The sequence below is a fragment of the Paenibacillus tyrphae genome (genome assembly GCF_000722545.1).
GTDB lineage: Bacteria > Bacillota > Bacilli > Paenibacillales > NBRC-103111 > Paenibacillus_G > Paenibacillus_G tyrfis.
Map to the genome: position 1 here is coordinate 178,134 of NZ_JNVM01000017.1, position 23,867 is coordinate 202,000.

At 54.3% G+C, this 23,867-nt stretch carries 24 protein-coding genes; 16 read left to right on the forward strand and 8 right to left on the reverse strand.

Annotated elements, in window-relative coordinates; all coding sequences use genetic code 11:
* Positions 1-11: 11 nt before the first annotated feature.
* Positions 12-1,013 (reverse strand): PHP domain-containing protein, encoded by a 1,002-nt coding sequence (locus ET33_RS21250; protein ID WP_036686364.1) that lies wholly within the window; start codon positions 1,011-1,013, stop codon positions 12-14.
* A 323-nt stretch (positions 1,014-1,336) separates the two neighbouring features.
* Between ET33_RS21250 and ET33_RS21255 the strand changes: the two genes are divergently transcribed.
* The 6 genes from ET33_RS21255 (at position 1,337) to ET33_RS21280 (ending at position 5,241) form a co-directional block, all read left to right on the forward strand.
* Positions 1,337-1,777: a GNAT family N-acetyltransferase gene (locus ET33_RS21255; protein WP_036686366.1), complete on the forward strand. Its 441-nt coding sequence runs from the start codon at positions 1,337-1,339 to the stop codon at positions 1,775-1,777.
* Entirely contained in the window at positions 1,774-2,289 is a 516-nt protein-coding gene (locus tag ET33_RS21260) for a GNAT family N-acetyltransferase (protein WP_036686368.1), read from the forward strand. The genes ET33_RS21255 and ET33_RS21260 overlap by 4 nt, the downstream gene beginning before the upstream one ends.
* 4 nt (positions 2,290-2,293) lie before the next feature.
* Complete coding sequence (locus ET33_RS21265) at positions 2,294-2,815, forward strand: hypothetical protein (RefSeq protein WP_036686371.1); 522 nt, start codon at positions 2,294-2,296, stop codon at positions 2,813-2,815.
* Between the two features lie 10 nt (positions 2,816-2,825).
* Positions 2,826-3,467 (forward strand): histidine phosphatase family protein, encoded by a 642-nt coding sequence (locus tag ET33_RS21270; RefSeq protein ID WP_036686373.1) that lies wholly within the window; start codon positions 2,826-2,828, stop codon positions 3,465-3,467.
* A 97-nt stretch (positions 3,468-3,564) separates the two neighbouring features.
* Positions 3,565-4,275: a GNAT family N-acetyltransferase gene (locus ET33_RS21275; protein ID WP_200879232.1), complete on the forward strand. Its 711-nt coding sequence runs from the start codon at positions 3,565-3,567 to the stop codon at positions 4,273-4,275.
* A 72-nt stretch (positions 4,276-4,347) separates the two neighbouring features.
* Positions 4,348-5,241: an ATP-grasp domain-containing protein gene (locus ET33_RS21280; protein WP_036686377.1), complete on the forward strand. Its 894-nt coding sequence runs from the start codon at positions 4,348-4,350 to the stop codon at positions 5,239-5,241.
* Positions 5,242-5,245: 4 nt separating this feature from the next.
* Here ET33_RS21280 and ET33_RS21285 read toward each other — a convergent pair whose 3' ends face one another.
* Positions 5,246-6,529, reverse strand: coding sequence for an NCS2 family permease (locus ET33_RS21285; RefSeq protein WP_036686379.1), 1,284 nt, complete (start codon positions 6,527-6,529; stop codon positions 5,246-5,248).
* A 76-nt stretch (positions 6,530-6,605) separates the two neighbouring features.
* Between ET33_RS21285 and ET33_RS21290 the strand changes: the two genes are divergently transcribed.
* The 6 genes from ET33_RS21290 (at position 6,606) to ET33_RS21315 (ending at position 10,677) form a co-directional block, all read left to right on the forward strand.
* Positions 6,606-7,139 (forward strand): DUF4339 domain-containing protein, encoded by a 534-nt coding sequence (locus ET33_RS21290; RefSeq protein ID WP_036686381.1) that lies wholly within the window; start codon positions 6,606-6,608, stop codon positions 7,137-7,139.
* 25 nt (positions 7,140-7,164) lie between these two features.
* Complete coding sequence (locus ET33_RS21295) at positions 7,165-7,641, forward strand: nuclear transport factor 2 family protein (RefSeq protein ID WP_036686383.1); 477 nt, start codon at positions 7,165-7,167, stop codon at positions 7,639-7,641.
* A gap of 10 nt (positions 7,642-7,651) precedes the next feature.
* Positions 7,652-8,203: a hypothetical protein gene (locus ET33_RS21300; RefSeq protein ID WP_036686386.1), complete on the forward strand. Its 552-nt coding sequence runs from the start codon at positions 7,652-7,654 to the stop codon at positions 8,201-8,203.
* A gap of 81 nt (positions 8,204-8,284) precedes the next feature.
* Positions 8,285-9,256, forward strand: coding sequence for a nucleotidyltransferase domain-containing protein (locus ET33_RS21305; protein ID WP_036686389.1), 972 nt, complete (start codon positions 8,285-8,287; stop codon positions 9,254-9,256).
* A gap of 7 nt (positions 9,257-9,263) precedes the next feature.
* Complete coding sequence (locus tag ET33_RS21310) at positions 9,264-9,737, forward strand: VanZ family protein (RefSeq protein WP_036686392.1); 474 nt, start codon at positions 9,264-9,266, stop codon at positions 9,735-9,737.
* Positions 9,738-9,810: 73 nt separating this feature from the next.
* Positions 9,811-10,677 (forward strand): Rpn family recombination-promoting nuclease/putative transposase, encoded by an 867-nt coding sequence (locus tag ET33_RS21315; RefSeq protein WP_036686395.1) that lies wholly within the window; start codon positions 9,811-9,813, stop codon positions 10,675-10,677.
* A gap of 86 nt (positions 10,678-10,763) precedes the next feature.
* On the opposite strand, the gene ET33_RS21320 is transcribed toward ET33_RS21315, so the two are convergent.
* From ET33_RS21320 to ET33_RS21345, 6 genes are all read right to left on the reverse strand, one after another.
* On the reverse strand, positions 10,764-11,141 hold the full coding sequence (locus ET33_RS21320; protein WP_235206776.1) for a hypothetical protein: 378 nt from the start codon (positions 11,139-11,141) through the stop codon (positions 10,764-10,766).
* A gap of 395 nt (positions 11,142-11,536) precedes the next feature.
* Positions 11,537-13,102, reverse strand: a complete 1,566-nt coding sequence (locus ET33_RS21325) for a response regulator (protein ID WP_036686398.1) — start codon at positions 13,100-13,102, stop codon at positions 11,537-11,539.
* Positions 13,080-14,975 (reverse strand): cache domain-containing sensor histidine kinase, encoded by a 1,896-nt coding sequence (locus ET33_RS21330; RefSeq protein WP_235206777.1) that lies wholly within the window; start codon positions 14,973-14,975, stop codon positions 13,080-13,082. The genes ET33_RS21325 and ET33_RS21330 overlap by 23 nt, the downstream gene beginning before the upstream one ends.
* Positions 14,976-15,080: 105 nt before the next feature.
* The gene (locus tag ET33_RS21335) at positions 15,081-16,736 is read right to left on the reverse strand and encodes a type 2 periplasmic-binding domain-containing protein (RefSeq protein WP_407668111.1); all 1,656 of its coding nucleotides are present in this window, start codon (positions 16,734-16,736) and stop codon (positions 15,081-15,083) included.
* Between the two features lie 74 nt (positions 16,737-16,810).
* Positions 16,811-17,698 (reverse strand): carbohydrate ABC transporter permease, encoded by an 888-nt coding sequence (locus ET33_RS21340; RefSeq protein WP_036686403.1) that lies wholly within the window; start codon positions 17,696-17,698, stop codon positions 16,811-16,813.
* A 19-nt stretch (positions 17,699-17,717) separates the two neighbouring features.
* The gene (locus tag ET33_RS21345; RefSeq protein WP_036686748.1) at positions 17,718-18,662 is read right to left on the reverse strand and encodes an ABC transporter permease; all 945 of its coding nucleotides are present in this window, start codon (positions 18,660-18,662) and stop codon (positions 17,718-17,720) included.
* A gap of 265 nt (positions 18,663-18,927) precedes the next feature.
* Here ET33_RS21345 and ET33_RS21350 point away from each other — a divergent pair, with 265 nt between their 5' ends.
* The 4 genes from ET33_RS21350 to ET33_RS21365 are packed head-to-tail and all read left to right on the forward strand — an operon-like array spanning position 18,928 to position 23,846.
* The gene (locus ET33_RS21350) at positions 18,928-20,979 is read left to right on the forward strand and encodes an alkaline phosphatase (protein WP_036686406.1); all 2,052 of its coding nucleotides are present in this window, start codon (positions 18,928-18,930) and stop codon (positions 20,977-20,979) included.
* Between the two features lie 59 nt (positions 20,980-21,038).
* Positions 21,039-21,944 carry a hypothetical protein gene (locus ET33_RS39510; RefSeq protein ID WP_200879228.1) on the forward strand — a complete coding sequence of 302 codons (906 nt, stop codon included), beginning with the start codon at positions 21,039-21,041 and terminating at the stop codon, positions 21,942-21,944.
* Positions 21,944-22,630: an ABC transporter ATP-binding protein gene (locus tag ET33_RS21360; RefSeq protein ID WP_036686409.1), complete on the forward strand. Its 687-nt coding sequence runs from the start codon at positions 21,944-21,946 to the stop codon at positions 22,628-22,630. The genes ET33_RS39510 and ET33_RS21360 overlap by 1 nt, the downstream gene beginning before the upstream one ends.
* Before the next feature lies 1 nt (position 22,631).
* Entirely contained in the window at positions 22,632-23,846 is a 1,215-nt protein-coding gene (locus ET33_RS21365) for an ABC transporter permease (protein WP_036686411.1), read from the forward strand.
* Positions 23,847-23,867 lie beyond the last annotated feature (21 nt).

Genomic DNA, 23,867 nt, shown 5'->3' on the forward strand with positions numbered 1-23,867 from the left:
GGGACCTCCCCTTACCGCCCGAGCGGAACGGCGATCCGTTTCTTCTCGTGCACGTAGATGATTTCCTTGTACCCGGTCCGGGCCAGCAAATCCATCGCCTCGTCCAACTGCGTCCCGATGTCGTCCGGAAAATGGGAATCAGAGCTCAACGTAATCGGAACGCCGTGTTTATGCAAAATGTCCAGAAAAGCGGGACTTGGGCAAGCTTCCTTAACCGGGTACCGGTAAGCAAGCCCAGTATTGATCTCGGTCGCCACATCGGCCTGCTTGAGCGCTCGGGCTACATCTTCGTACATTGGCAGCAGCAGCCCCTCCTCTGGCCGGTAATTGAATACCTTCAGATTGTCCAGATGCGCGATAATGTCGAACAAGCCGCTGGAAGCCGCCATTTTCACGTAGTCGAACAATTGCCGGTACAGCGCAAGCAGGTCTTTTTCCTTGAACAGCTCCTGGGTTTCCGGGTTGTCGAAGCCCCAACCTTCCAGAAAATGGACGGACCCGATCACGTAATCCAGCTCGTACCGCGACAGCAGTTCGCCGAGCTCCGCCTCGCCGCCCGGGAAAAAATCCGCCTCGACCCCAAGCGATACAGGTATGCCCGCGGCCTTCGCCCGGCGCACCGCCTGAAGATACGGCTCGATGGAGCTTACGCAGACACGGTCCAGCCAGTACTGCTGCAGCCGGCCAAGCGGCGTCTCGTCCACGATCATGTGCCGTTCGTAGTACGGCCGGAACTCGGTAAACCGGTATAGGTGGTCCACCATCCCGAACCGCTCGATCCCGCGCTTCCGCCCCTGCTCGAAATAGAACGCGAGCCATTCGTCGCTGAAGCAGCCCGCCTCAAGTCGCTGTTGAAGCAGCTCTCCCAGCTTGTTCATCCATTCGAGCGAATGCGGCCGGTCGCCCAGCCGCCCGCTCTTCCGGTGCACGTTCTCCAGCGCCCGCGCCGTCCGCTGCAGCCAACCGGTCGAGTACGGCCCCTCCTCCAGGTGAAAATGAAAATCCAGCTTCATCCCGCTTCCTCCTCACGCCCATTAAAAAGTCTCCAACGCTTTTGACGACTGATCATCAGTTTGTTGTTTATTGTTGCATATATCACTTTATTGTTGTTGTTTCTTGTTGATTATTGTAGTCCTTTCTTCATTATCCGTCAATCTCAAAATGAATCGGGCGTTGACAATCGATTTTGGCAGGACGGGCATTGATGGCTTTGGAAAAACTTTTCAAATCCTTTATACTGAATAAATAAGAAGTTTTTCTGCCAAAGCCGATAAGACGGTTAACGGGATTTATCATCATGACTATAAATAGTAAAACACCTAAAGGAGCGATCCCCTTGCTAATCGATATCAAATCCAGATTGGACCAGCCCGAAATCGCGGAGCTTCTCGAATATGCCATTTTTCCCGACCCGGTTCGGCTGGAGCAAGCCCTGGACGACTATAAGCGCAGCGAAGAGCTTGAATTGTACGGCTATGAAAAGGACGGAAAGCTGATCGGTCTCGTCGGCTTCCGGATCGATTCCGGGCGCGTGATGGAGCTGCGGCACATTGCGGTCCAGCCGGACTATCGGGGACAAGGCTATGGCCGGGGCCAAATTTTGGAGCTGATCCACCTCAAAAACCCCGCTGAAATCGTCGCGGAAACGGATGAGGATGCGGTCGATTTTTACCGGAACATCGGGTTCGAGGTCGTCAGCCTGGGTGAAAACTATCCGGGTGCGGAGCGGTTTCGCTGCACCTATGAGGTTGAGCCGGAGGAGGAACGGGAAGCGTGAGCGCAGCCGTTGAAATCGTCGAAATCCGGACGTACGAGCCGGATTCGTTGGAGCAACTGGCCGATCTGCTGATCGATGCCGTGGAGAGCGGCGCTTCGGTCGGCTTTTTGCCCCCGTTAAGCAAGGAAGAAGCGGTGGATTATTGGAAAAGCGCGCTGGAGCCGGGCGTCGTCCTGTGGGCGGCCAGGCTCGATCGGAAGATTGTCGGCACCGTACAGCTCCAGCTCGCGCAAAAAAAGAATGCGGCCCACCGGGCGGAAATCGCCAAGCTGATGGTCCATACGCGCAGCCGCAGAAACGGCATCGCCCGCGCCCTGATGCTGGCCGCCGAAGAACGGGCCCGCGCCGAAAACCGAACGCTGCTTGTGCTCGATACGCGCGCAGGCGATCCATCCAACCTGCTGTATCGGTTGCTTGGGTATGTGGAGGCGGGACGCATTCCCCGCTATGCCCGCTCCGCGGACGGCAGCTTGAACGATACCGTGTTTTATTACAAAGAGGTCGAGGCTTAGCGCCATGAAGCACCTTCTGCTCCTTCTCGCATGGCTGCTGGCCATCCAACCTGTTACGACTCCTGAGGCCGTCGCGAAGCCCGCGCATGCCAATCAGGCGGCACCGAATCATTTCCCGTCTAAAGTTTCCTTATTAACCCATGCATTCGAAAAACTGATGGCCCTGGAGCCAAGCCTGGACTCCAAGATGCAATTTATTTCTCTGGATTGGCAGATGACGGACTGGAAGCTATCCGAGGACGAACGGAACGAACTTATCGAACATTTTCATACAAAATACGGCGTGGAGATCCTGTTCGACTCCTATCATCAATTAAAGGAGAAAAACAAGCAGGACCCGAAAACGAACAGCCTCTACGGTATCCTGCTCAATATCGAGAAACTGGAGATTCATTCGCCCGAAAGCGTGACGGTGATCGGCGGGAAATACCGCTCTCCTTTAGGAGCCGCGGGATTCACGGCCACTTGGAAGAAAACGAAGGATGGCTGGGAAGTCGTTAAAGTTACGGATCATTGGATCAGCTAGGAGGCTTCGGATGAACAAAACAACCGTATATTTGGTCCGGCACGGACAGACGGAATGGAACGTGGAGCACCGGTTTCAAGGTCATCAGGATTCTCCGCTGACGGAGCTTGGCTTGAAGCAGGCCCGTTGGCTTGGCGAAGCCCTGCTGGAGCAGCCGCTCGATTGGATCTACAGCAGCTCTAGCCCCCGGGCCGTCAAGACCGCCGAGTTGATCCGCGGCAGCCGGCCGATTGCCATGACGGAATGCGACGAAATGAAGGAAATCAATCTGGGCGAATGGGAAGGACAGATCGCTGCCGAAATTGCGGAGCGCTGCCCCGAGGCTTACGAGCACTTCTGGCGTCAGCCGGACCGCTTCCGCGTGGCTCAAGCGGAGACGTTCGCCGAGGTGGAGCACCGCGCCCTTGGCAAGCTCCGGCGCATTCTGCGTGATCATGCCGGGCAAACCGTGCTGGTCGTCACCCATACGGTCATAGTCAAATTGCTGATGGCCGCTTTCGAGCAAAGGCCGATCGAGCAATTATGGGAGCTCCCGTACATACATCCGGCCTGCCTGTGTAAGATCGAGTTTACTGAGGACGGCAAGCTGGACATCAAGCTGCACGGCGACATCAGCCATTATCAGGAAGCGATTCAGCCTGCGGAAGGCTAAATGACGCGGCTCACTGCCGCATGATCCGGGAGGTCTGGGAATGAGCATCGTACAAGTTACCTCAGATAATATCGCTCGGGAGCACATCTGCTGCGCCATGTCGGACAAGAAAACCCAACACGGCGTCAGTCTGAAGAAAGAGTGGCTGGCGTGCCGTTTTCAAGAAGGGCTTGTCTTTAAAAAGCTGGATGCCAAAGGAAAAGTGTTCATCGAGTACTTGCCTGCCGAGAACGCTTGGGTGCCGATCGATGCGCCGAACTATACGTTCATCAACTGCTTTTGGGTGTCCGGAAGCTACAAGGGACAAGGCTATGGGGCGCAGCTTTTGCAGGAATGCATCCGGGACTCGGAGGGCAAAGCAGGCATTGTTGCGGTATCGAGCCACAAGAAGCGGCCATACCTCTCGGAGAAGTCTTACTACGTGAAACACGGGTTCGAGGTGTGCGATACCGCTCCTCCCTATTTCGAACTGCTCGTCAAGCGGTTCGATCCGGACACCCCGCTTCCCCGGTTCAAGGAAAGCGCCAAGCAGCAGACCGTTGCGGACGGTGACGGCCTGGTCGTGCTGTATACGGACCAATGCCCTTTTACCGATCATTATACCGGCGAAGAGCTCGATGCCATTGAACGGGCGTACGGAATTCCGGTGAAGCGCGTGAAGCTCACGACCAAGGAGCAGGCGCAAAACGCCCCGTCCGCCTTCACAACATACAGCGCGTTTTATAACGAACGGTTTGTCACGCACGAGATTTTGACGAAAGCCAAATTCGATAAGCTGTGGAACACGCTCGGGGAAGCTCAGGGCTAGAAGCGGGTGCGGTTTTGTCCCGGATAGACGCCCTCGGAAGCCCCCGATCCAGAGCCGAAGGAGAGACTTACGGTGAACATAGTATTTTGCAGTGATCCTCTGGACCCGAAAAAGGCGGATGCCGACTACGAGCTTGAATACCGCACAGCCGCAGGACTGGGACTCCCCGTCGAGCTGATCTCGCTCGAAGACTTGCTGGATGGACAGGCGGCCCGCGCCGTCCGACGGGTCCGGGAAGCGGCCACGGCAGAGCCTGCGATTTACCGCGGATGGATGATGAAGCCCGCGCACTACGAGCAGTTGTATGCGGCCTTGCAGCAAAAAAACATCCATCTGGTCAACACGCCGGAACAATACTTACTCTGCCATCATTTTCCTCATAGCTACCGATTCATTAAAGAGCATACCCCCGAGAGCTGCTGGCTGGACATCGCTGCGGTCCACTCGGACATCAATCGCGTCCATGACATGCTGGCTTCGTTCGGCAGCCGGCCGCTTCTTCTGAAGGATTACGTCAAATCGCGGAAGCATGAATGGGAGGAAGCCTGCTATATTTCCGATGCGTCCGATCAGCGGCAGGTGGAAAAGGTACTGCGAACCTTCATCGAGCGGCAGGGCGATGGGCTGAACGGCGGAATCGTGTTCCGCGATTACGTCGAGCTCGAAAAGCTGGGGGCGCACGAAAAAAGCGGTATGCCCCTGTCGAAGGAATACCGTCTTTTCTTCTACCGGCACCGGCTGATCACGGCGCAAAATTATTGGGAGGAAGCCGCCTACGACGGGGATCGACCGGATCTGAGCGTGTTTATTGCGATCGCGCAGCGGATTCGCAGCAGTTTCTTCACCATGGACATTGCAAAAACGGCCGCAGGCGAATGGCTGATTATCGAAGTCGGCGACGGTCAAGTATCCGGTCTTCAGGATAGGACGGATGTCGAGGCTTTTTATCGGTCGTTTCTGGACTGAGAGGTCATATAAACGGCAGGGCGAAATTCAAGACGAATAAAGCGGCGATGACCGCGAACACCGGGGAAATTTCCCGCCGTTTGCCCGCCGCGAGCTTCAAGATCGGAAAGGCGACGAAGCCGAATCCCATGCCGTCCACGATGCTGGAGGTGAGCGGAATTCCGGCCACGATCAGAAAGGCAGGCAGCCATTCCGACAAATCGTCGAACGGAATATCTTTCACGCCTTGGAGCATCGATCCGCCGATCAAAATCAGCACCGGCGCGATGGCCGAATCGGGAATCAGCCGCATGACCGGACCAAGCGGCACCGCACAGGCGAAGAGCGCTCCGGCCGTTACAGCCGTTAAGCCGGTCCGGCCGCCGGCAGAGATGCCTGCGGCGCTCTCTACCGCCGTAACCGTCGGGCTCGTGCCCAGAACGCCGGAAGCGGCTACGGATACGGCTCCCGCCTGAAGGCTGCGGGCCGCCTTCTCCGGCTGCCCGATGAGCCGAAGCTGGGCGTCGATGAGCCCGATGTTTTCGAACAGCACGACAAGCGTGAACGAGAACACCGCGGTCCAGAATACGACGGACGGCAGCCCGGAGAACGACATCGCCCCGAACACGGAGCCGTAAGCCGCCAACGATAATCCCGTTCCCGCGCCGTCCCAATCGAGTTGCCCGGTTATGGCCGCCAAGCCGGTACCGGCCGCGATCCCGATCAGCAGGTTTCCCGGGACGCCGCGGACGTACAAAGCCAAGGTCACGGCCAGCGTGGCAAGTGTCAGCAGCGTGTGCGCACTGCCGAAATCGCCGAGCGCAACGATTGACGAACTGCCGGGGACGACGATGCCTCCTTTTTGCAGTCCGATGAAAGCTAAAAATAAGCCGACACCCGCGCCGATCGCATGCTTGAGCGAGTCGGGGATCGTGGCGGCAAGCCGCTTGATCAGAGGCGTAAAGGCAAGCGCCGAGACGATCAAGCCGGATACGAAGACGGCCGCCAACGCCTCCGGCCACGGCAGCCGCATTCCTTGGACGACAGTATACGAGAACAGCGCGTTAATGCCCATTCCTGGCACGATGACCAGCGGACTGTTCGCCCAGAGACCGACGAGCAGCGACCCGAAACATGCCGCAAGCGCCGTCGCGATCACCCCCGCCTCGTACGGAATGCCCGCATCCGCGAGAATCGATGCGTTGACGGCGACAATATAAACCACCGTAAAAAACGAAACGACGCCCGCGGTCATTTCCGTACGGACGGTCGTACCGTGCTTTTGCAGAAGAAACCGTTTGGTTAGCATGCGGCACCCTCCCGAGCGAAACCCGCGCCCTATGTTATTAGCTCCACACCTAAAATGCCAAAGGATGATCATGGCGATGAAACGGACTTGGTACTATCAAGCAACCGTTGCAGAAGGCCCTTTCTCGAAAACGAAAATGGAACACTTGATTGCAAACGGCATCATTGACGGCTTCACAAACGTAAGAGCAACAACCGGCGGACCGTGGATGCCTGCCAAAGATTCGGACGCTTTTCATTCAGCCTTTAATGCGGCTTTTGACGCCTTGCCCCGCCAAGGACGCAGGAAGCATAAGTTCAGCCTCCGCGTCTCTCTTTATGTGATCTGCTTTATTGTTAACCTATTAGTAGTTATCTTATTACTAAATTCCTTGGGACAGTTGACGAATTTGGCGCTGCTCAGCTTGGCCAGTGCGTTTGGCGGAATGGCGCAGCCGGAATATCCGGAGATGGTCGCAGCCTATCGGAGATGGAATACAGTCGCAACTTACGGATTGGCTTTGAGCCTTTTTCTTAATTTCGTCGCGATAATTCAGAGCAAGCATTGGCTAGTACCATCGATCCTCATCCCTTGGAGCTTGCTTCTCTTTTTGGGGAGGCTGGTTTTGTAGGATCTTTTTTGGGGAGGCTGCGGAGATGATGGAGACCGACTACGATTTTAGAAGAAGAAAGATCAAGGTACCGAATGGAAAATTAAGCATTATTATCATCCTTCTCCTATTGGCTGCCGGAGGATACTACCTCTACCTGATGATAACCGAGAACCCGGATGCCGCTAAGAATAAGGATGTTAAGACTACGCTGGTCCAATTTTATAATGAGTTTGTGAAGAGCCGCGATGTCGGCCCTGCAGCAAAATATATTTATCGTAACGATGGGCAGCTCATTGTCAATTACCGTTTTTATTACGGGGATATCCAATCGTACCGGATCAAAAAAATTCAAGACATCGAAGCCCACAAAAAGAAAGGCCTCGTCGAGGTCCGAACCCTGAATTGGGAATCCAAAGAATTCAAGTATACGGATACCGTCACGCTCGAATATATCGAAGGCCGATGGCAAATTACGAATTATTGGAGCACGAGTTCAGACGGTTGGCCGAAGCTGCCATAACGGGGGAAGCATGAGTATTTACGGAGACATTCATAAAGTTTTGAAGCATTTTGAAACCCATCTATTCGCTTGCGATACGCCGAAAGACAATGTATCGATTCTGGAGAACATACGGAACATTTGGCATGATATTGAAAAATATTCCAAAAACATTTATCCTGCGAAAACGGACGAATTAGCCCATATTGTTCATTACATCCCTGCAGATGATCTGGTGATAACTAAAAATATGTATGAAGACGCTATCCGCCGGTTTACACGTTTAAAGAATACTTGGACTCAAGAAAAAGATGTCAAATCGTTTTATTTACGATTGTTTTGGCTCTTGGAGACATTGTTGCTGTTCAACAAAGATTCGGAAGAATGCTGCGACTTATGCCAAGGGGTTATGTTTTATTATGTGGAAGAGATCGGACAAATTGTTCTGAAACAATGCCGCAGCTGCGGCATTTGTTATGATACGGAAACGAATGAACAACTCTCGGTTCATCATATATATGAACTGCGGATAGCGTTCAGAAGCGATCTCTCGGGCATGCTCGGACGCGATGCATGGATTTAAGCAGCAACTGGAACTTCTTGTTAAAATTAATCGTCTGTATTTAGAAAGCTTACTACATTTTACTTTGCGGGGGTTACATCATTGAACTTTACTTCGTTTTATGTTGATCTGGCTCGGCAATATGCTCAGCAGCAGCCGATCGCGCAGCAGGTTGGCGTTTTGGCAGGCGGCTCTGTGGGGCGCGGCGAAGCGGACCGGTTCAGTGACTTGGACTTAAATGTCTACACGTCGAACCAAGAACAGCCGCATTACAGCGCCAATGTGCTCTTTAAGGAACACGTCATTCAGCTTCATGTCCACCCGCTGCCGCAAATAGAACAGGTTATCGGTTCCCCATGGGATTTCCGCTTTCTAGGGGAAGCCCGTATCGTTTCGGACCCTTCGGGACTGCTGCAAGCTTTGATCGCCAATGCTTCGGAGTATTTTCAATCGCCACAAGGCCGGGAACGGATGCTGTCGCAGGCCAAGGCCGAGATAGCCGAACATCAGGCATGGCTTCAGGAGAGTCTGGATGCTGAAGAACCGTTGACGGCCAGCTTCGCTGCCGATGCCGTTTGGGCGGATGCGGCGCAAGCCTACGCATATTTTGTCCATGGCGCCATGTCGACAGGAGGATTACTGCCGATCGTGAGACAGTTGGACCTGTACCCGGCCTATCGGGAGACTCGGTTCGGGAGCGGCACTACAGACTCCGACAAACTGCTCGCGTCGCTTCAGGCGTACCGCGCTTACTTGCGTGAGCGGAGTGGCGATGCGGATGCCTTTGCGCTGCAATCCGTTCAAGACGAGCTCGCAGCCCGCAAGGCGGCGAGGTACCATGAAACGGGCGATCTCGATAATCTCGCTTGGCAGCTCTATGCCGAGGCCTTCTGGTGTTATCTTGCCCTCGCGGACGGCCAAACGTTCGAGCAGCATGTCCGAGAGCAGCCGGAAGCGGTGCAGGCGCACCTTGTCACACTTGGCTTCCGAACGTATTCGGAAGAGCAAATGCATACCTTGCTAGAACAAGCGGAGCAGTTGATCTTACTTTGCGAAGAAGGCCGGGAGCGCTAAAGATCCCATGAGGAGAAAAAAGAAAGGAGCTCGAAATCTATGGACCGCCGCCGCATTCATCTTGTATACGTCCTGCATGCTGTACATGATGTTTGTCGGATTCGGGCGGTCCGTTCATGCGGACGAGCTTCGTTACAACCTGCATCCTTTTCGCACAATCGGCAATTATTTTATTTATTTTGACTCCTATGCGTTTTCCATTGTGCTCATCAATCTGGGCGGCAACATCGGGATGTTCGTTCCCTTCGGAATTTTGCTGCCGCTCTTGTTCCGGAGATGCCGGACGTTTCTCGGCTTTTCGCTCAGCTTCATCGTTCCGCTAATCGTTGTCGAGCTTCTGCAGACGGTGCTGCGCGTCGGTTCCGGCGATATCGACGACGTCATTCTAAACTACGCGGGCGCCTCTCTCGGGTATGTGCTGTACAAGGTTGTATTCGGCAGAATGCGTCACAAAGGTTCGTCCGGTATTTTCATGGTGTGAGAATATATTGTCATATGTCTGAACATTTTCCGTCGTGGTATAATAATATGGCAGACGAAATGGAGTTGAGAGGATGACCAACAGACTTGACCCTAAAGTCGATTTCGTTTTCAAACGCATTTTCGGTGTCGAAGAAAATAAAGACGTGCTGTTGGATTTTTTGAATGTAACCTTGAGAGAAAGCGAGCCTTCTCCGATCACGGATATTCAGATCCTCAATCCGTATATTGATAAAAACGCGCTGCATGACAAGCAATCGATTCTCGATCTGCATGCCCGTACGGCAGACGGAAAGCAAGTAAACATCGAAATTCAACTGTTCAACCGGTACGATATAGAGAAACGGACGTTGTATTACTGGAGCAAAATGTATTCCAGCCAGCTTGAAGAAGGACAAAAATATAAAGATTTGAAAAAGACGATAACCATCAATATTTTAAATTTCAACTTTATCCCGAATGATCGTTACTATAATCTTTTTCATTTGCGGGAATACCATACCGGGTTGAGGCTAACCGATGATATCGAGATTCATTTCATGGAGTTGCTTAAGCTGCAATCGCAGAGGGCCAGCCTATCGGATAAGCTGGTAAAATGGCTGTTGTTCCTGAAAGGCGTGGATAAACAAGAACTATGGGAGGTCATCGCCATGAACGAACCGACACTGCAAAAAGCGATGGACACGCTGGAGTTTCTGAGCCAGAACGAAGAAGCCCGTCGATTGTATGAAATGCGGCAAAAAGCGCTGCACGACGAAGCGTCCATGATCGATGGAGCCAAGGAAGAAGGTAAGCGCGAAGGTAAGCGCGAAGGGAAACGGGAAAAAGAAATTGAAGTCGCCAAAAATTTGCTGGAGATGGGCATGGACGTGGCTAAGATCGTTAAAGCGACGGGATTGCCCGAAAGCGAAGTCAAAAAACTAAAAGAGCAGCTTCATTAATTGCCTCTGCTAAAATTTATCTGTCATTCAAAAAACACGTTCAAAAGGACGTGTTTTTTTGAACCCCCGCTACTTTACAGGCCCGTTTAATCTTCGCCCTCCGCGTCCTCTTCCCTCTCGACTTCGAACGTTTCCATCCAATATTTCGCCCGAAACGCCACCATTTCGTTCTGCGAGTCCACGAAAGACGAAATAAACTTTTCCGCATCCTCGTCGTTCCATACAATCGTTTCAAAATATTTCTCGATTACTGCATAGGACCAAGACGGATTCATCGGTTCTATACGTTGTTTCAGTCCCGGTATGGCTAACTCCGTAATCTCTTCAGGCATATATTCGATGGCGTCTAATGCCCAATAATGAGGAGCGTTGGCATCCACTTCATCCAAGATTTGCAGTAAATAATCGATATAACCGGGAGACGGATGATTCAGCGCCGACCCAATCCATTCATGAGCATGCACCCATGCTTTCGTGACAAGATTTTCCGAAATGTAGGCAATAATTTCTTTCTGAACATCCGCTGGCCCACTTTATCTCCCAGCTCGTAACGCAGCTTATGCGACTCGTTGTGATCTGCGGCATGCTTCATTTTATCTGTATAAATCTTGATAAGTGTTGCTAGCCGACCCGCTCCCTCCATAAACTTCCCCCATCTCCCCGATCGTCTCTTTCAAAAAGGGTCCTACCAAGCATTTAGGCACACAGCCTCCAGCCCACTATGCAGCAAACGCATAGTAACCCTTTTGGCTTCCTCTCAGCCAGCAGCGTCCGACACATCGTTCACGCTTGCCCACTCCGCGGATACTGGAACGACTGCCTCCAACGGAAAGCCGTACGCTTCGTACGGCGGAAGCCGCTACCGCTTCAGCGCTTCATGCAGCTCCCGGTATTCCTGCGGGCTGATCCCCTCCATTTCCTTGAATACGCGGCTGAAATGCTTCGTGTTCTCGAACCCAGTCATCCCGCCGATCTCATACACTTTGTGCCCGGTCGTTACAAGCAGCTCTTTGGCTTTATCAATGCGCAGCTTTTTCAAATAGCTCACGAAGCTTTCGCCGGTATATTCTTTAAAGGCTTGGCTGAAATAGGAATAGTTCAAAGACACATGGTTGGAAACGACGGCCATGTTCAAATCTTTATGGAAATTATCCTGCATATACTGCACGGCCTGCTTCATTTCCTTGTGATCGATATGGAACGTCTTCATGCTGCGCACGTAGTCGTCCAGCCGATGCAGCAGCCCCTCCACGCTGTGGTAATAATCATGAAAATAATAAAAATTCCAAAGGTCTCCGACCTTCTTGAACAAACGAAGAATCTCGACCGATTCGCCCCCGTAAATATGAAACACTTTGTCAAAAATCAGCTCGTTGAACGCGCGGCTGACGCCTTCCAAATACGCTATATCGTATCGCGCCACCGTCCGGATATCGAGCACTTCCATGAGCAGCGACGTCAGTTCCTTCTCCCGGCCGGCCCCCAGCATATTGGCCAGCTTTCTGATCTTCTCCGCAGGGATCACAAAGTCCCTGCTCTTCCCGGCGATGCACTCGTAGGAGACGACCCCCGGCGCAGATTGAAGAAACGTATATTTCAACGCCTGCTCCGCCTCTTGATGGGCCGCCCGCAAGCGCGCCACGCCTTGGGTATAGCCGCTCAGTCCCATGCTGTATGCAAAATAACCCGTTTCCACGATGCGCCCGGCCAAAAATTGAAAAAGCTCGCGATGCCGGGCGATCAGCACAAGCTGGTTCTCCTTATCCCACACGTGCGCACGCCGCTGTCCGGCCGGCTCCGGAGCGTTTTCGAGCTCAGCTTGAATGCGCCCCAGAAATTCGGTCGGCCCCATACCCTGGACGGAACCCCGATATTGCAGCACCCCAAGCTGAAAGCCCTCCTCCAGCCACTCCAGACCGCATCCCTTCAGCCGTTCCGGCAGCCCCGGCTCCTCCGGATGCGGATGACGCAGCAAATAGCTTAGCTGACTTTCCCGATAGGCTTCCTGCTGCCGCATCGAGCTTGTCAATTGTTCGTCGACGTGCTCCCTCTGCTTCAGCTCCTTCTCCAGCTTCAGCATCGTCCGGGCAAGCTCGTCACGGACGATCGGCTTGAGCAAATATTCCGACACATCGCAGCGGATCGCTTCTTGAGCGTATGGAAAGTCATCGTGGCCGCTCAAAATAACGACGGCCGGCTTCCTCTCCAGCTCCTGAATCCGCTGAATCAGCGCAATCCCGTCCATCACCGGCATCCGAATGTCGGTAATCACGATGTCCGCGGGCACCCGGTTCAAAAGCTCCAGCGCCTCCGCCCCGTCTTCGGCAAAATCGAACGTATAAGCGTCCGGGAACAGCCGGTCGATCATCGCTCTCAGACCGAGCCTAATATTTTTCTCGTCATCAACGATAAGCACTTTTCTCATCCGCAGACAACCCTCCCGATAAGATTAAATAGGGCAGCTTTATCGTTACCCTGGTATAAGCTCCCTCCTCGCTGTCCACGGTCAGTCCGTACTCACCGCCGTAATGCATGGCGATCCTTTGCATCACATTGCGCAGGCCGATCCCTCTGCCCTCCTGCTCTCCAGATAGCCCGTGTCCATATTGGGCCCGGAATCGAACGTCGTCCATAACGAGCTTCTCGCGCAGCTCGGCAAGCTTCTCCCCCGGCATGCCGGCCCCATTGTCCGTCACCTCAATGTACGTCGACTCCTCTCCTCGCCAAGCGCGAATCCGAATCGCCATCCCCTCCCGTCGCGTCCGTTCCGTCCGCATGCCGTGCTTCACCGCATTTTCCACCAGAGGCTGCAGCGACATCTTTAGCATCTCCTGCTCCCGGTATCCTTCGGGAATGTCCAGCTGCAGGTCGAGCTTATCGTCATAGCGCATATTCATAATGGCGATGTAGTTGCGGATGTGCTGCAATTCATCCCGAAGCTGCACGTACTCGCTGGACCACTTCAGGCTGTAGCGCATCAGCGCCCCGAGAGAGGTCAAAGCGTCCGAGATGGTGTACTGCGCCTCCACTTCGGCCAGCATTTTCAGATTTTCCAACGTATTGTAGAGGAAATGGGCATCGATCTGGTTTTTAAGGGCGTGCAGCTCCGCCTCCTTCGTCGCCGCTTGTTTATTCACCGCTTCCACGATCAGCTCGTTCATTTTCTTCATCATCTGCCGAAAATGATGCGCAAGCTCGCCTACCTCGCCGCCCGCATCGATATCGATGTGCACATTCAGATCCCCTCGGCGCACCTTTTTCATCGAATCGCGCAAAATGTGCAGCTTTTTCAAGATCAGCGACTGCAAAAAATAAGTGATCACGGACAACAGCGCGATGAGGACGATCGCTGCGGCGATGAAGAGATTTCGCGTATGCCGAATTTGCGTCACCTGATTGTCCAGAGATACGACATTGAGCAGGTAGGCGTCCATCTGGTCGATCGGCGTCGTTAGGCACAAATACGGCGTGTCCCCGACCGTGAACGTAAAACTGGCTCCTTCCTCATGAGGACGCTCCGCCCAATCTCGCCGAAGCCGCTCCATGTCGATGTCCTTGAAAAATGTGCTGCCCATATCGGTGAACATTCGTCCCGAACGATCGATGACCAGCATGCGGGATTGGTCGTCTTGAAGAGGACTGAACACTTTTTGAAAAAACTTATCGATTTTCATGTCCACCTCAAGAATCCCGACATGCCTGTCGCTCGGGTAATAAATTTCTTTCAACAGCGAGACGTAGGTCGACGCAGCCCGGTTGTCCGCCGTGGCCCGGTTCATGATGTCTTTTTCATCCTCCAAAATTTCCCACCTAAATTCACCCCGCTGCTCCAGCACGCTCTTGTACCACGGCCTGGCGGAGATCCGGCTTTCATGGAAAATCATCGGCCAGATCTCCATCGTATTCGGATTATCTGTAAACAGGCGGACATTCGTAATGTTAGGGTTATTAAACATAAGCCTTTGCAAATTGGAGAACGACTTCGTATTGAAATCGACGAGCTCGGGAACCTCCAGATCGTCCGGGCTTTGCATATAATTCATGAGTTCTTTGTCCGCCGTGTAGAACTGTGCCGTGCGCAGCATAATTTCCATATTGTTCAAAATATACGCTTTCTCGCTGGACAGCGCATATTGATTTTTCTTGAGCGCATCTTGAATCGTATTATGATAAAAGCCGTTAAATATATACCATGAAAACAAAATGATAGGGATCAAAATAATGAAAATATACGCCCCGATCAGCTTGAACTGTATGGAAATGCGGTCCGTCAATCTGGCAAGCCTTATGTTCCGCATGTTTTTCATCTCCGTTATCAACGAGTTGTTCCCTTATTGTAATACGGAAATAAGAAAAAAGCCCGGAGCCCCCGGAAGCTGGGCTCGCGGGCCGAACCGCCCGAACTACTTGGCAAATTGCGCAATCTTTTGGCTGTTGGCCTCGAATTCTTTTTGCTGATACGCTCTCACCTTCTCCAGTCCGGCAGCCTGCCGATCCTTCTGGAACTTGTCGAAGAGCTGATCGAATTCCGCATCGGACTTGGCAAGCAGCAGCTTCGGCAGCGCCTTGCCCCAGAGCTGGGCAATCTTCGTGTTGGCGATCCCCTCGACGGAGTTGCCCGTCGGCACGATGTTATCGTATTGCGAGAAGCTCTTCGTCTTACCCCGGGTCCATGATTCCGGCTGCTTGATCGGATCGACGCTGGGCGGTGCCCATTTGAGGTTCATGTTCGTATCCATCAGCATCCAGAAAGTAAAGGAGGAGCCGTACTTCTTATCGAAAGCGGAACGGTCTTTGTTCATCAGGTCAAGCACTTCGGGCTTGAACTGGTCTTTTCCTTCAATGGTATCGTAGCTGACGCCCTTCTCGCCCAAGAACAGATCCTTATTCCCTTCTTCGCTGATCAGGTAACTGAGGAACTTGATCGCTCTCGCCTTGTCTTTCACATCCTTGGAGATCAGCGTCACCGTCCAGCCGGCAATTCCCGGACCTGCCAACGTCGGCGGGTCCTGCTTCGCGTTGGCCGGTCCGTCGACGGCAATGTACGCCGTGTTCGGATCTTTCTGATACAGCGAAATATTTTGATTAGCCATATCCGAGCGTTGAAACAGCATAGCGAAGTACCGGCCCTGGGCGATTTTCTCCTCCATTTGCGGACGCTTGTCGATGAAAATGTCTTTGGCGAGCAAGCCGAGTTCGTTGGCTTGGCGGAACGTCTTCAGCCACTTCACCAATTCGGGGTCGGTGTATCGGTCGTAGAGCTTGCCGTCTTTTTCGTAAGGAATGGCCAGAAAGTTAGCCAGCATGGAGGAATTCTGGTTCGCATCGAACAGCGAGTAGTTGCCGGTATCTCCAAACTCGCTCAGCCCCAGCGGAATGAGCGGCTGGCCGTTCACGCTCGGGAACTTCTCTTTGGCTGCCTGCAGCGCCTTCAGAAAGCCTTCCGGCTTTCTCATATCCGGCTTGCCGAGAGCTTCGTACATATCTTTGCGGACCATAAAGGTCTGGTTGGAAACGAAATTCTCCCCGTATTTCTTGTAATCTTGCGGGGAAGAGGACGCATTCGGATACCCGTAGAAATGGCCGTCCTTCTGCGTATACCAAGTCGTCTTGGCCGGGTCCGTCACCTTGAAGAAGTAAGGGTCGTATTGCTTCGCTAATTCGTCCAGAGGTAGAACCATGCCCCCTTCGATCATTTTCTTGACCGCGTCTTCATACCACCCCAGCGTAATGAAATCGGGCAGCTTGCCGGAAGCGATCATCGTATTCAGCTTTTCGTTTTCGTTGCCGGCCGGAACGATAAAATTGATGTTCACGCCCGTTTTCTTTGTGACGTATTGGGAGGTCGGATCGACGCCCCACTTGTTCGGAAACCAGGAGAAGTTCAAATACCAGTCGAACGTAATCGGCTTCGTGTCGGACTTCCAGCCCGGCTCGTCGGGATTTCCGGCCGGAGCTACCGGGTCCGTAGAAGCGGTTTTCGCCTCTTTGGCCGGTTCGTTGCCGCGATCTGCGGAACATGCGCTCACGGATACGGCCGTGACCAAAGCAAGCAGCATAGCGAGCGTTTTGCGCGTTTTACTTATACCCATCTGCGTTTTCCCCTTTTCTCTATCATCGTAGTTATATCGAATCAGCCCTTGATAGAGCCGATCATGAAGCCTTTCACAAAATATTTCTGCAAAAACGGATACACGATCACGATCGGCAAGGACGTAATGACCATCGTCGCCAGCTTGATCGACTGAGAGGACACGGACTTCGCGATAGTACCGGAGGTGGCGGCCATCATCTGATTGGAGCTGGATTGGGCCACGACTCTGTACAGATACGTCTGGATCGGTTGGAGCTCGCTCTTATTGATGTAGATCATTCCCGTAAAATAATCGTTCCACTGGTACACCCCATGGAAAAGCGCAATCGTGGCGACGACGGGCATCGAGACCGGGAGAATGATCGAGCGGAAAATTTTGAAATCGTTCGCGCCGTCCAGCTTCGCCGCCTCCTCCAGCCCATCGGGAATCTCCCGGAAGAACGCCTGGAAAACGATCAGATCGAAGAAACTGAACATGGCCGGAATAATGTAGACCCAGAAGCTGTCGAGCAGCCCCAGATCCCGAATGAGCAAGTACGAGGGAATGAGCCCTCCGCTGAAAAACAACGTGACTGTGCCCAGCGTCATATAGGCCCGGCGTCCGATCAGTTCTTTGCGTGAGAACGCATACGCCACCATGGCGGTGAACAGCACATGCACGACTGTCCCGACGAGCGTCTTGGCGACGGTCACGCCCATCGCCAGCATGATGCCGTCGTTGGCGAATACGGCCAGATAGCTGTCGAAGCTGAACATGCGGGGCCACCAATAAATGCCGCCCCGCATCGCGTCGTTGCCGTCGTTCAGGGAATTCACGAGCACATACCAGATCGGGTACAGTGTGACGAAGCATATCGCGAGCATGAAGACATCGTTCAGCCGGTCGAATATAACCTCCCGCAGCGTTCTGCGGTTCATGGAAACCATCCTGCGATCCTCTCCTTTCCTAGAATAAGGACGTGTTGTTCAATCGCTTCGTGATGTAGTTCGCCGAGAGAAGAAGAGCGAGCGAAATGAACGATTTGAGCAAGCCTACGGCCGTTGCATAGGAGAAGCGGCTTTGCTTCAGCCCGACCTGATACACGTACACATCGACGACGTTGCTAGCGCTCTCGTTCAATTGATTTTTGAGCACGAGAATCTGGTCGAAGTTCGAATTCAAAATGCCGCTGACGGCAAGAACGAACAGAATGGTAATCGTGCCCTTGATCGCCGGGAGCGTCACGTAAATCATTTTCTGGAACCGGCCTGCGCCGTCGATCGTCGCCGCTTCGTACATTTCCGGAGAAACGCCGGAGATGGCGGCTAAATAAATGATAGCGGACCAGCCCAGCTCCTTCCATATGTCCGAGGAGACGATAATAGTCCAGAAATATCCTGGCTCGGCCAAATAGCTGATCGGCTGCTCGATAAGGTTCATCGCCAGGAGCAGCCGGTTGACGATCCCGACGTCGGCCAACCAGGTCGCCAAGATGCCTCCCAGAATGACCCAGGACAGAAAATGGGGCAAATACGAGATCGTTTGCACCGCCTTCTTGTAGCGTACGGAACGCAGCTCATTCAGGAAAAGCGCGAAGACGATCGGCAGCGGGAATCCGAAGAGCAGCTTGAGCACACTCATTCCGATCGTATTTTTGACCACATCAGCCAAGCTGTCGTCTTCCAGAAAAGCTTTGAAATGTTCCAGTCCCACCCAGGGCGCTGCGGAAATCGGCGCCGTGATATTGAAATCCTTGAAGGCAATGACAATGCCGTACATGGGGACATAGTTGAAAACGACAATCCATAAGACACCAAGCAGCGCCATGACTTGAAGATGACGCTGTCCGTAGAGCCTGCGAAGCAGCTTGGATGCCGAACGGCTCAGGGCTTCCGGCTCCTGCCGCCGAATCCGCGTATCTGTCTTGGGGTTCAAATCTACTGCACCTCCGGCTCGCACTTTCGTATGTAAGCATTTTCATCATTTTTATTGTAGATGCCCGACGCTTCCGGCGTAAGGAGGAAAATTTCGGCTGGGGTTGCTTTTTTTCGGGTTTTGTTCGTTTTGGGACAAGCAAGTCAAATTCTTCATAATTTCTTAACGTAATCATTCATTCCCCTTTACACAACTTGCCTATAATCAAGTTGTCCAATTCTTGTGGAGGTGCTTATTTATAATGAAGAAAAAGGCTTTTAAAGTCTTAACCAGCATCGCGGTCACCGGCAGCCTGCTCGCAAGCGGCACGGGATTCGTTACCGAGCCTGTACCGGCGGCTTATGCGGCGGAAACCACGCAAGCTCCATCCGTGTATATCGCACCTATCGACCGAGCGAAATTTTTAGCCGGAAGCCTCTTCGACTTCCGTGTAGAATTAAATCACCTGACGGCGATGCCGTCGTCCGTCAGCATTACGGTGAACGGCAAAGATGCCGAGCAATTTTTCGGCAAGCCTTTTGTCAAAACCAATACGGACAAAAGCCAGGAATTCACCATCCGGGATGTAAAAATCACTGAACCCGGTACCTATGAAGTCGCCGTCAAAGCCGACAACGGCTTGGCAAAAACTGTGAAATACGAAGTCGTGCTCGCCGACCAAGGCGGCAAAAAAGCGAAAAACGTCATCCTTTTCGTCGGGGACGGCATGGCTTTCCCGGATATTACGATGTCCCGTATCATGTCGAGAGGCATCACCGAAGGCAAATACAACAGCCTGCTTGAAATGGATAAATTTGATCAGCGCGCGGTTGTGACGACTTCCGGCATGGACGCGCTCGTAACGGATTCCGCGAACAGTGCCAGCGCATACAACACCGGCCACAAGTCCGCCGTGAACGCTCTGGGCGTCTACCCGGACAATACAGAAAGCTCGCTGGACGACCCTAAAGTCGAGACGCTTGGGGAAATGCTCAAGCGGACCCGCGGCATGTCGGTCGGCGTCGTCACGACGTCGGAAATCGAAGATGCCACCCCGGCGGCCGTCGTCTCCCATACGCGTAGACGCTCAGACAAGCCGGAAATCGCCGAAATGCTGTACAAGCTGCAGCCGGAAGTGATTCTGGGCGGCGGATCGGCGTACTTCCTTCCGAAAACGACGCCTGGCTCCAAACGGAAAGACGAGAAAAACCTGTTCGATATGTTCCAGCAAAAAGGCTATACGATCGCGGAGAATGCCACCCAGCTGAAAGCGGCGAATGCGCCGGACAAGCTGCTCGGCCTGTTCCATACGGCGGACATGAGCGTATACTACGACCGCTCGACGAACAACAAAGCGGAGCTGAAATCGTTCACGGATCAGCCGAACCTGTGGGATATGACGCAAAAAGCGCTCGATACGCTCAGCAAAAACGACAAAGGCTTCTTCCTGATGGTTGAAGGCGCAAGCATCGACAAGCAGCTTCACCCGCTGGATTGGGAGCGCGCCGCTTACGATACGATCGAGATGGATAAAGCGATCGGCGTAGCCAAGCGGTTCGCCGAGCAGAACGGCGAGACGATGATCATCGTTACGGCGGACCATTCGCACTCCGTCAGCGTAGCGGGAACATATTGGGAAGGCGACGGCAAATCCGGCCGCGAAGCGCTGCGTACGTACGAGGATTCCAAATTCCCGACGTATGTCGACAGCAACGGCGACGGGTTCCCGGACACGCCGGACGTTGATCGCAAGCTGGCTGTCGTGTTCGGTTCTCACCCCGACTACTATGAGGATTACAAATTCGATGCGGTGCCGACTTCCCCGACGGTGAAAAACAAAGATGGCCAATATGTGGCCAATCCGGCCAAGCTGGCGAATCCGGACGATCCGAACCGCGACCGTTTCCTTCGTCCGGGCACCATTAGTTCGGCGGACAGCCAAGGCGTCCATACGGCAGATGATGTGCCGCTGATGGCTTACGGCCCGGGATCGCAATATTTCAAAGGCACGATGGACAACACCGATGTATTCTTCGGCATGGTCAATGCTCTCGGTCTGAACCTGTCCGATGCGAAAGCGGATGGTAAAAATTGGGTTCCACTCGCAAACTTCGTCAATCTGATGGGCGGTACGGTGAAATTCAACGCGCCGACAAGGGAAATTACGATCCAAATCAACAACAGCACGGTTGTTTTGAATCTGAACAGCGGCAAAGCAACGAAAAACGGCAAAGACGTTGTGTTGGAGCATAAATTCGAGAACGGCACGACGTTCGTGTCCGGCAGCTCCATCTTGGAAGTGCTCGCGAAGTAAGCAAGGCTCGCAAGATCAATCGATAAATGGAAATTACGGAGTGAATGGAGGCGTTACCCATGCGGCTTGAACCAAGAGGCATGACCGCCTTAACCGTCGGCCTGATCGCCGTTACGCTCCTCGTTCCCGGCTGCAATCAACCGGTTCCCCTGTCTTCCGGGGGGCCGGTTGATTCTTCCGTTTCGGCGGCAGCATCCGCCCCGGCGGCGGAGACTTCGGCTGCCGGAACGCAGCCGAAGCAGGCTGGTGCGGGAGAGGCCGGCAAAGCCGCTCAGCCAGCGGCGGCGGATGCAGGGCAAGCGGGCGGCGGGCAGACCGCGGCCGGCGCCCCGCAGGCAAGCGCGAGCGAGGCCGGCGCGGGCAGTGCGGCGACGGCCCCTGCGGCAGCGGGCACCGTGCCCGCAGGCACGGCCCCGGCAGGCGATGCAGCCGCGGGGCCCGGCCCGCAAGCAGCGGCCGACGCGGCCGCCAAGGGCGCTTCCGCGGCAGCCGGAACGGAGCCGCCGCAAGAGAAGCCGCCTGCGGCCGAACAAGCGGCGTCCAAGCAAGCGAAGCCCGAGACGCCGAAAAATATCGTGAAGGAAGCGGGCAAAACGCCTGTTTTAACGTTCGAGGACCTGTATTCCGAGATGACGGTGCGCGGCGTGAAACTATCGGATCAAGTAAACCAATTGGCTGGCAAAAAAGTGGAAATGACCGGCTTCATGGCTCCTCCGTTAACCGCCAAAGTCAACTTTTTCGTGCTGACCAAAGTCGCGCTCACCGTCTGCCCGTTCTGTTCGACGGATGCGGACTGGCCGACGGATATCGTAGTCGTCTTTATGCCCAAGAGCAAAGACGTGACGCCGACGGAGCATCAGGTCAAAGTGACGGGCACGCTCAGCGTCGGTTCGCAGACGGACGAAGAGACCGGCTTCGTCAGCCTGATCCGCATCAACGCGGACAACGTGGAGGTGCTGAAGTAATGCTGCATGCCGAGAACTTGACCAAGTCGTACCCCCTTCCGGGCAAGCGGCAGGTGGACGTGCTGAACATTTCCCATTTTGCCATGAACGCAGGCGAACGGGTGGCCTTGGTCGGACCGAGCGGCTCAGGCAAAAGCACCCTGCTTCAGCTCATCGCCGGCATTCTGCGGCCTACAAGCGGCACCATCCGCCTGCTGGACCGGCAGCTCGAACGGTTGAGCGAAGCGGAGCTGGACCGCTTCCGCGCGCAGCATATCGGCTACGTGTTCCAGAACTTCAACCTGCTGCCGGGCTTTACTGCGCTGGAGAACGTACTGGCGGCCATGCAGTTCGGTAAAACCGTCCCGCCGAAGGCGCAAAAGCAGCGCGCCGGCGAGCTGCTGACGCAGGTCGGCCTTGAGCACCGGCTTCACCACAAGCCGGGCCAGCTCAGCGGCGGCGAGCAGCAGCGCGTCTCCATCGCGCGTGCGCTGGCGAACCGCCCGGCCCTTGTGCTCGCGGACGAGCCTACGGCCAGTCTGGACCAGGCCAACGCGGAGCAGGTGTTTTCCCTGCTGGCCGAAGCTTGCGAACAGAACGGAACGGCCCTGCTGCTGTGCACCCACGACCCGGAGCTGGCCGGCAGATTGGACCGCGTCGTGAGCCTCCGGGAGCTTTCCATTTACGATACCAGAGAGGTCGGGTAACATGTCTTTGCTGCACATGGCTTGGCGCAACCTCATGAACCGGCGGGTCCAAACGCTTATTACCGTCATTGTCGTAAGCATCGGCGTCGCGATGACGCTCAGCATCATGATGCTCTCCGCAGGCATCAAGCAGGGCATCGTCAAAGCAAGCGAGCCGTTCGGCATGATCGTCGGTTCCAAGGGCAGCGCCAACCAGCTTGTGTTCAACACGATCTTTTTGATGGATAACCCTTTGGCGAATATTTCGCTGGACTATTACCATACGCTGGAGAACGATCCCCGGGTAACCCAGGCGGTTCCGTTTGCGCTCGGCGACAATTATAAAGGGTTCCGGCTCGTCGGCACGACCCCTTCCTTCTTCGCGCTGAAAGGGAAGCCCAGCGACCCGCCTTATTTCCAGCTCGTGGACGGGCGGCTGTTCGACAAGCCGTTCGAAGCGGTGCTTGGCGCCAAGGTCGCCAAGGAAACCGGGCTGAAGGTCGGGGACCGGCTCATTTCGGGTCACGGCGTGGCCAAATCCTTGCAGCACGACGAAGGCCACAAGGACCATCCTTACACGGTCGTCGGCATCCTGCACAGCGTATCGGCCCCTTCGGATCAAGGGATTTACGTCAGCATGGACAGCTACTGGATCAGCCATGAGCATGCGGGGGAGCAAAAGCACGAGGAAGACGAGCATGGCGTGACCGCCGCTTTGGTGAAGCCGCGAAGCTACGTGGACCTGATGAAGATGTATCAGGAGATCAACCAGGGCAAAGAGGCGCAGGCGGTGTTTCCCGGACAAGTCATCGCCAAAATCTTCGATATGATGGGCAGCGGCGAACAAATTTTGAAATATATCAGCTACGTCGTTCTGGGCATGGCCGGACTGACCGTCGTTCTGGCCCTGTACGGTTCTACTGTGGAACGAAGACGGACCGTCGCCATCCTGCGTGCCATTGGTGCAAGCCGCAGCGCCGTCGTCACGATCGTGCTGCTCGAATCCGTGCTGGTGGTCGTCTTCGGCTGCGTGCTCGGCACGGTGCTCGGCGGCGGACTCACCTGGCTGCTGTCGGACTATATCGGCTCGCAAATATCCGTGACCGTCGCGGTCGCGTACAGCTGGGACTTAGCCGCCGTTATCGGAGGCGTTGCGCTGCTGGGCATGATCGCGGGCATTCTCCCCGCCATCAGCGCTTACCGGACGGAAACGGCCCGTTATTTGCACACGGCATAATCAAGTTTGTAAAAAACGACG

Excerpts from the sequence above, each read along its gene's own strand:
- ET33_RS21315 (WP_036686395.1), top strand. The coding sequence starts at position 9,811 with ATGACCAACAGACTTGACCCTAAAGTCGATTTCGTTTTCAAACGCATT.
- ET33_RS21285 (WP_036686379.1), bottom strand. The coding sequence starts at position 6,529 with ATGCTAACCAAACGGTTTCTTCTGCAAAAGCACGGTACGACCGTCCGT.
- ET33_RS21365 (WP_036686411.1), top strand. The coding sequence starts at position 22,632 with ATGTCTTTGCTGCACATGGCTTGGCGCAACCTCATGAACCGGCGGGTC.
- ET33_RS21335 (WP_407668111.1), bottom strand. The coding sequence starts at position 16,736 with ATGCTGCTTGCTTTGGTCACGGCCGTATCCGTGAGCGCATGTTCCGCA.
- ET33_RS21340 (WP_036686403.1), bottom strand. The coding sequence starts at position 17,698 with ATGGTTTCCATGAACCGCAGAACGCTGCGGGAGGTTATATTCGACCGG.
- ET33_RS21250 (WP_036686364.1), bottom strand. The coding sequence starts at position 1,013 with ATGAAGCTGGATTTTCATTTTCACCTGGAGGAGGGGCCGTACTCGACC.
- ET33_RS21290 (WP_036686381.1), top strand. The coding sequence starts at position 6,606 with ATGAAACGGACTTGGTACTATCAAGCAACCGTTGCAGAAGGCCCTTTC.
- ET33_RS21310 (WP_036686392.1), top strand. The coding sequence starts at position 9,264 with ATGAGGAGAAAAAAGAAAGGAGCTCGAAATCTATGGACCGCCGCCGCA.
- ET33_RS21350 (WP_036686406.1), top strand. The coding sequence starts at position 18,928 with ATGAAGAAAAAGGCTTTTAAAGTCTTAACCAGCATCGCGGTCACCGGC.
- ET33_RS21330 (WP_235206777.1), bottom strand. The coding sequence starts at position 14,975 with ATGCGGAACATAAGGCTTGCCAGATTGACGGACCGCATTTCCATACAG.
- ET33_RS21295 (WP_036686383.1), top strand. The coding sequence starts at position 7,165 with ATGATGGAGACCGACTACGATTTTAGAAGAAGAAAGATCAAGGTACCG.
- ET33_RS21325 (WP_036686398.1), bottom strand. The coding sequence starts at position 13,102 with ATGAGAAAAGTGCTTATCGTTGATGACGAGAAAAATATTAGGCTCGGT.
- ET33_RS21360 (WP_036686409.1), top strand. The coding sequence starts at position 21,944 with ATGCTGCATGCCGAGAACTTGACCAAGTCGTACCCCCTTCCGGGCAAG.
- ET33_RS39510 (WP_200879228.1), top strand. The coding sequence starts at position 21,039 with ATGCGGCTTGAACCAAGAGGCATGACCGCCTTAACCGTCGGCCTGATC.
- ET33_RS21275 (WP_200879232.1), top strand. The coding sequence starts at position 3,565 with ATGTCGGACAAGAAAACCCAACACGGCGTCAGTCTGAAGAAAGAGTGG.
- ET33_RS21300 (WP_036686386.1), top strand. The coding sequence starts at position 7,652 with ATGAGTATTTACGGAGACATTCATAAAGTTTTGAAGCATTTTGAAACC.
- ET33_RS21265 (WP_036686371.1), top strand. The coding sequence starts at position 2,294 with ATGAAGCACCTTCTGCTCCTTCTCGCATGGCTGCTGGCCATCCAACCT.
- ET33_RS21270 (WP_036686373.1), top strand. The coding sequence starts at position 2,826 with ATGAACAAAACAACCGTATATTTGGTCCGGCACGGACAGACGGAATGG.